The sequence below is a fragment of the Bacillus sp. EKM420B genome (assembly GCF_011065565.1).
Lineage (GTDB): Bacteria > Bacillota > Bacilli > Bacillales > Bacillaceae > Bacillus > Bacillus velezensis.
Genome location: NZ_JAAMNX010000018.1, coordinates 1 through 559, shown reverse-complemented (window position 1 = coordinate 559; position 559 = coordinate 1). Strand labels below are relative to the sequence as shown.

The following is a 559-nucleotide window of genomic DNA, read 5'->3' as shown; positions in this document are numbered from 1 at the left end:
TCTTTGAAAACTAAACAAGACAAAACGTACCTGTTAATTCAAAGTTTTAAATAAATCGCACAGCGATGTGCGTAGTCAGTCAAACTACTTTATCGGAGAGTTTGATCCTGGCTCAGGACGAACGCTGGCGGCGTGCCTAATACATGCAAGTCGAGCGGACAGATGGGAGCTTGCTCCCTGATGTTAGCGGCGGACGGGTGAGTAACACGTGGGTAACCTGCCTGTAAGACTGGGATAACTCCGGGAAACCGGGGCTAATACCGGATGGTTGTTTGAACCGCATGGTTCAGACATAAAAGGTGGCTTCGGCTACCACTTACAGATGGACCCGCGGCGCATTAGCTAGTTGGTGAGGTAACGGCTCACCAAGGCGACGATGCGTAGCCGACCTGAGAGGGTGATCGGCCACACTGGGACTGAGACACGGCCCAGACTCCTACGGGAGGCAGCAGTAGGGAATCTTCCGCAATGGACGAAAGTCTGACGGAGCAACGCCGCGTGAGTGATGAAGGTTTTCGGATCGTAAAGCTCTGTTGTTAGGGAAGAACAAGTGCCGTTC

The 559-nt window shown here is 52.4% G+C and carries 1 rRNA gene; it reads left to right on the top strand.

Features of this window, described 5'->3' with window-relative positions:
• Nucleotides 1-89: 89 nt before the first annotated feature.
• Nucleotides 90-559 (top strand): 16S ribosomal RNA (locus G9F48_RS19290); the annotation flags it as partial.